The following is a 5,586-nucleotide window of genomic DNA, read 5'->3' as shown; positions in this document are numbered from 1 at the left end:
ATAGCCCATGGATCTACATCTAAGGGGAATGATCAGGTTAGATTCGATCTAACTATAAGGGCTCTCAACCCGAGTATAAAGATTATAACCCCGGCAAGGTCTTGGGGGATGACGAGAAGCGAGGAGCTTGAGTATCTAAGGAAGAGAGGTATAGATATTCCTGCAGCGAATAAGAGATATAGCATCGATGATAACCTATGGGGTAGAAGTATAGAGGGAGGAGAGCTTGACGATCCATCGCAACCCCCGCTCGAAGAAGCCTTTAAATGGACTAGATCTCCAGAGAATGCCCCGGATAAGCCTCAGATCTTGGAGATCGAGTTTAAAGAGGGTGTTCCCATAGGGATAGATGGGGAGGCATTAGATCCTGTAAAGCTTATCTCAACACTAAATACTATAGGGGGTATGCATGGCGTTGGTAGAATAGATCATCTTGAGAATAGACTTGTTGGATTTAAGTCGAGGGAGGTATATGAGGCTCCAGCAGCTATGATACTTATAAAGGCCCATGAGGATCTCGAGAAATCCGTTCTTACACCGAGGGAGCTGAGGGTTAAGAAGATGTTAGAGCCCATATGGAGCGATCTAGTATATAATGGTCTCTGGTTTGAGCCCGTTAGAATAGCTATTGAGGCCTTTGCTAATGAGACTAATAGATGGGTTACAGGTAGTGTTAAGGTGAAACTATATAAAGGATCTATATCGATTATCTCGAGGAGGAGTCCATATTTAGCCTATAGCCAGGAGATAGCGAGTTATGAAAAGGGCTGGTACCCTACTGAGGAAAAGGCTATTGGATTCATAGAGATCTGGGGGATGCATACTCTCACAGCGCTCAGGGTGAGAAGGGGTGCTCTACAGAGAACCTCTCCTGGGTAGAGAGAGTCTCACCTGGTATATATCTTCTATGAAGGATGATGAGAAAATAGTTGGTGAGGTATTAGAGGTAGAGATAGCTAGGGTAAAAAACCTGTTGGATAGGGAGCTAATACCTAGGGAAGAGGGGGAGAAAATACTTAGGAGTTTAGAAGATCTTAGAAAGAATCCTGAAAAACTCCTTGAATATAGAGAGGCTGAGGATATATTCGAGGCGATCGAGATATATCTCTATAAAAGCCTTGGCCCATCAGCAGGCTGGTTCTCGCTGGGTAGGAGTAGGAATGATCATATTGCAGCTGTTCTCAGACTCAAGGCTAAGAGGTATGTTTTATCGATAATGAAGAAGATCATATCTATGAGGAAGATCCTAGTTAGAAAAGCTATTGAATATCACTCACAGCTCTTCCCATCATACACACATACCAGGGAGGCACAGCCAATAACATTTGGACATTATCTTCTAAGTATAGAGGAAGAGCTTGAGGATCACTATAGAATGTTCTCAGAGATCCTATCAATAATAGATCTCTCACCAATAGGTGCTGGTGCGGTAGGCGGAACAACCGTTGGAATCGATAGGGAGGAGATAGCTAGATCCCTTGGATTTTCGCAACATAGTAGGAATACACTATATATGGTTTCTAGCAGAGGGTTCTTGTTATTAGCTGCTTCAATAGCAGCTAGCCTTGCGGCATATTTAAGTAGAGTCGCAAACGATCTCATATTATTCTCATCAAAGCAGTATAGCCTAGTGGAGATACCGAGTAGACATGCTGCTACAAGCAGCATAATGCCTCATAAGGTAAATCCAGTGACACTTGAAATACTCAGGGCAAGGGCAGGCGAATCTATAGGCCTCCTAACATCAATGCTCGAGATCTATAGGGCTACCACCAGCGGCTATAACCTTGATTTTCAAGAGATGAATAGGCTTGCTTGGAAAATCTTTGAAAACCTGATTAACGCCCTAGAAATACTATGTGATTTAATTGAGGGGATAAGGGTGCGGAGAGAAAGGGCTGATGAGATTTCAAGGGATCCGGAGCTGCTTACAGCAGATATCGTCGAGATCGTCTCAACATCGAGGATGATCCCACATAGGGAGGCGCATAAGATGATTGCATCAACAATAAGGGAGGGAAAACTGGAAAACCTCTTAAATGATTACCTACCATCTAAAAACCCCCTCGATATTCTGGCTAAGAAGGATTACCGCGGATCTCCGAATCCAAGAAGGGTACTGGAACTTGCAAAGGAGAAGGAAAAAATCTTATTAGAGGAGGAGAATAGGCTATCCAAGATAAATGCGTAGATTTTGATGATGAATATAAGGATCACGATCCAACATCTCTTAGGATTATCAACAATTTTAGCATTCTAGGCCGTGTTAGAGGCCTCATATAATCTTACCTCTTCCCTGCTAGAAGGGCGAAGGCTTTCAGCTGTAATGCTAGAGCAGAGTGATACTGGGTGAGAGGTTTTGCATCTAAAAATCTCTTCTCTGAAATGTGGGTTAGCCGTTATAAGCTGGGCTAGTTATAATTATGTGGAGCCCGCCGATCCCCACGCCTCCTGAGGCGTTATATAGCTCCTAGGAGGGAGGTCAGCTCGGCGGGCTACAGTATGGTGAAGAGGATCATCGGCTCTGAGTGATGATGCAACCTGGACCAGGCGGATCATTATAAACCTATATACCGTGTTAAAACTAGGCTATCTAGGGGATAAAATGCCTAGGAGGGGTAGGGCTCAAGATCCCAGTAGATGTCCTAACTGCGGCGCCGAAGGTGTTAAACCCGATAAGACATGGCAGGTTGTGTCACCTCTCCCAGACGCTATGGGGAGGGTTACAATAACTATAATGGGATCATATAGATGTCCTAACTGCGGCCATAGCTGGAAGGGTGTTGTAAGCAAGATTAAGGCGGGAGGATCTGGGATAGAGATTGAAAGCCGGGGTAAGGGTAGGAAGCTGGAAGAAGGTGAAGAGGAGAGGAGGGGTACGGTGATAGAGATAGATTTAGAGGAGCTGGAGAGAGAGGAGGAATGAGGATAAGCGTCTCTACAATAGTGATCTGGGTTTTTATAGCGATCCTCATAGCTATAAACATCGCCTCATTCGTCTCAGGTCAAAGCTATATAGCTGTTGTGAGTGGCTCGAGTATGGAGCCCATATTAAGTACAGGTGATGTTGTCTTCATATTACCAGTTAGATCTCCATCAGATATTAGCTTAGGTGATGTGATAGTATATAAGAGCCAGAGCGGTAGATACATAATACATAGGGTTATAAACATAATAAGCATTGGGGGTAAGACCTATTTCGTAACTAAAGGTGATAACAATCCTATCCCAGACGCATTTGGATATGGATATCCAGGCGTTCCTTTTGAAAACATTGTTGGGAAGGTTATATCTGTTGGTGGAAGCGTTCTAAAGATCCCCTATATAGGGATTATCTCACTCCTAAGAGGCTCCTAGGGAAATAGCTTTATTTATTTCGTAATCAAATTCTATCCTAAATGTTATTATATTTTTAACACATATAGTTTGGTGAGTGCTATGCCTATAAAGTTTAGCGATGTAATCTCGATGATAAGGGATAATATGAGAAGGAGCGGGAACCCCCTTGGTGTAGATCCTAAGCAGTGTTCCTCATGGGCTGATGGGTATAACATACCAAGGGGAGGGTCTACAATTATATATACATCATGCATGTATCAGTCAATACCATATATAGTTGCGCTGACAAATACTCTTGAGAAGATCGAGGGTGCGCCAAGCGCCCTGATATCTCTTGGAAGGGTTTTTACTAAGATGATAAACATAGCCGAGCTTGTGAGCGGGTCTGTTGGCGATCTTGAGAGGTATAGATCTATGGTTAGGAGCATCGCTCTAGCGATCAAGAGACAAGGGATAGATATAGGGTATCTATATGAAGAGGAACCATATAGCGGAGCTCTACTCTATGAGCTAGGCTTAGAGGAGGACTTTATAGAGCATGCGAGAAACGTCGTTAAGATCTTCAGGGAGAAAGGTGTTAAGAAGATTATAACCATTGATCCACATACATATTATATATTATCTAAGATCTATCCGAAGTATATTGAGGGGTTTAGCGCAGAGGTTCTTCACTATTTAGAGATCCTCCATCCCGAGCTATTTATTAGGAGGCAAGGTGTTGAGGAGGTAGTGATCCACGATCCATGTTTGTTAGCGAGGTTCATGGGTATTGTGGAGCATCAGAGAAAGGTCTTGGAGGGCCTAGGCGTCTCATATAAGGAGCCTCAGAGATCAGGGAGGAGAACTAGATGTTGTGGAGGCCCTCTTGAATCTATAAGCCCTAGGCTCTCCAAAAAAATCGGGGAGCTAAGAGCTGAGGAGCTCGCATCCATTGGTAAAAAGATTGTTGTTCTATGCCCTATATGCTTTTCAAATCTATCAAGAATTTCGAAATTCTATGGTATTGAGATAATAGATCTTTCCGAAATGCTTGTAACAGAAAAACCTGCCTCCTAATAAAACATAGTTTATAATTAGATCTTAGTCTTAGGTATAGTCAGCGGATCAGATACTCTTTAATGGCCGATCAAATTCCATAACCACTCTATATCGCTGGTAATAAGGATTTACTAGCCCCTTTCTATTTTTATACAAATTTCCCCCTCTGTTAAAAGCCCCACCTTTCCTCCATGGGGTAGCTTCATCCCATGCGGGCATGTGGTTGGATGACCTAGTGTGCTACATATTTTTTCAAGCTCTCTCCACTCGATCTCGAGATCTATTGCTGATGCTATTGAACATGCTGTTTCAACATTTATTTTAAAGATCCTTACGAACATCTCCTCTAAAACACCGTGTGCATGTATTCTCCTAGATAGAATCTCTATACCAGCTTCTGTAAGGCTATAGGCGCCCCTTCCTTTTTTAGACACATATCCTATTCTAACGAGCTCCGATATATACTCATGGGCTGATGGTGGTGAGACACCCATGTATCTAGAGATATCGGTGAGCCTTGCATACCCCTTCTCCCGTGATAACATATATATGGCTAACAAGTAATCCAAAGCTCTTCTACCTAGCTTGTCCCCCTTGTCTCTAGCCATGTCTAGCCACCCCTAACCTTATGCCTATGTAAAGAGATATAGATGTTATGCCGAGTGATAGGCCATAGGGAAGCCCTGCTATGTAGTAAGATAACATGGCTGCTGATATCGATGATATAGTGGCAAGGGCTATCCCCGGTATATAGCTGCTGCTTCCCATCCTCTGAACAGCCATGCCTGGGGTTAGGAGTAATATATGTGCTGGTATTGCTCCTACCAGCCTTGAGATATATATTGCTGTGATCGCTATCAATGTATATAATACCCATCTATAGAGCCTACCCCCACCTTTCGCTAGCTCGAAGAACTCGGGATCGAATGCCATGTATATGAAGAACCTCCATAGCGAGATCATCACAGCGAGGATCGAGAGTCCTAGGATTAGGTAGTAGGCTGCAGAGCTTAGGGGGAAGAGAAATGGGTTTCCAAATAACAATGTATATATATATGAAATCCCACCAGGTATTCCAAGGGCTATATAGTATGAGGATGTCGAGGCTATAGCTGAGGCTATTACAACACCGAAGCCTATAGCTATATCCTGGCTATACCCCTTCTCAATCATATATGCAACTAATAGTGTGAGTAGTGCCATAGATAT

The 5,586-nt window shown here is 43.2% G+C and carries 7 protein-coding genes; 5 read left to right on the top strand and 2 right to left on the bottom strand.

The features are described 5' to 3' along the window. The 5 genes from QXE01_11425 to QXE01_11405 form a co-directional block, all read left to right on the top strand. On the top strand, positions 1 to 879 hold an 879-nt coding region (locus QXE01_11425), incomplete at its 5' end, for an argininosuccinate synthase (GenBank protein MEM4971847.1). Beyond that, positions 851 to 2,191, top strand: a complete 1,341-nt coding sequence (gene argH, locus QXE01_11420) for an argininosuccinate lyase (protein MEM4971846.1) — start codon at positions 851 to 853, stop codon at positions 2,189 to 2,191. The genes QXE01_11425 and argH, both read left to right, overlap by 29 nt. Before the next feature lie 414 nt (positions 2,192 to 2,605). Beyond that, positions 2,606 to 2,926 (top strand): chromatin protein Cren7, encoded by a 321-nt coding sequence (locus QXE01_11415; protein ID MEM4971845.1) that lies wholly within the window; start codon positions 2,606 to 2,608, stop codon positions 2,924 to 2,926. Then, on the top strand, positions 2,923 to 3,357 hold the full coding sequence (locus QXE01_11410; GenBank protein ID MEM4971844.1) for a signal peptidase I: 435 nt from the start codon (positions 2,923 to 2,925) through the stop codon (positions 3,355 to 3,357). Before QXE01_11415 ends, QXE01_11410 begins: the two co-directional genes overlap by 4 nt. Positions 3,358 to 3,438: 81 nt before the next feature. Further along, complete coding sequence (locus tag QXE01_11405) at positions 3,439 to 4,395, top strand: (Fe-S)-binding protein (protein ID MEM4971843.1); 957 nt, start codon at positions 3,439 to 3,441, stop codon at positions 4,393 to 4,395. 113 nt (positions 4,396 to 4,508) lie between these two features. Here the strand turns inward: QXE01_11405 and QXE01_11400 are convergent, their stop codons facing one another. Beyond that, positions 4,509 to 4,985 carry a metal-dependent transcriptional regulator gene (locus QXE01_11400; GenBank protein ID MEM4971842.1) on the bottom strand — a complete coding sequence of 159 codons (477 nt, stop codon included), beginning with the start codon at positions 4,983 to 4,985 and terminating at the stop codon, positions 4,509 to 4,511. Further along, positions 4,978 to 5,586 (bottom strand): metal ABC transporter permease (locus QXE01_11395; protein ID MEM4971841.1); only part of this gene is annotated, 609 nt, incomplete at its 5' end. The genes QXE01_11395 and QXE01_11400, both read right to left, overlap by 8 nt.

This window comes from Sulfolobales archaeon (assembly GCA_038897115.1).
In the GTDB taxonomy this organism is placed as follows: Archaea; Thermoproteota; Thermoprotei_A; order Sulfolobales; family AG1; genus AG1.
The sequence above is the reverse complement of the archived record's forward strand: the minus strand, read 5'-3'. Positions and strand labels throughout refer to the sequence as shown.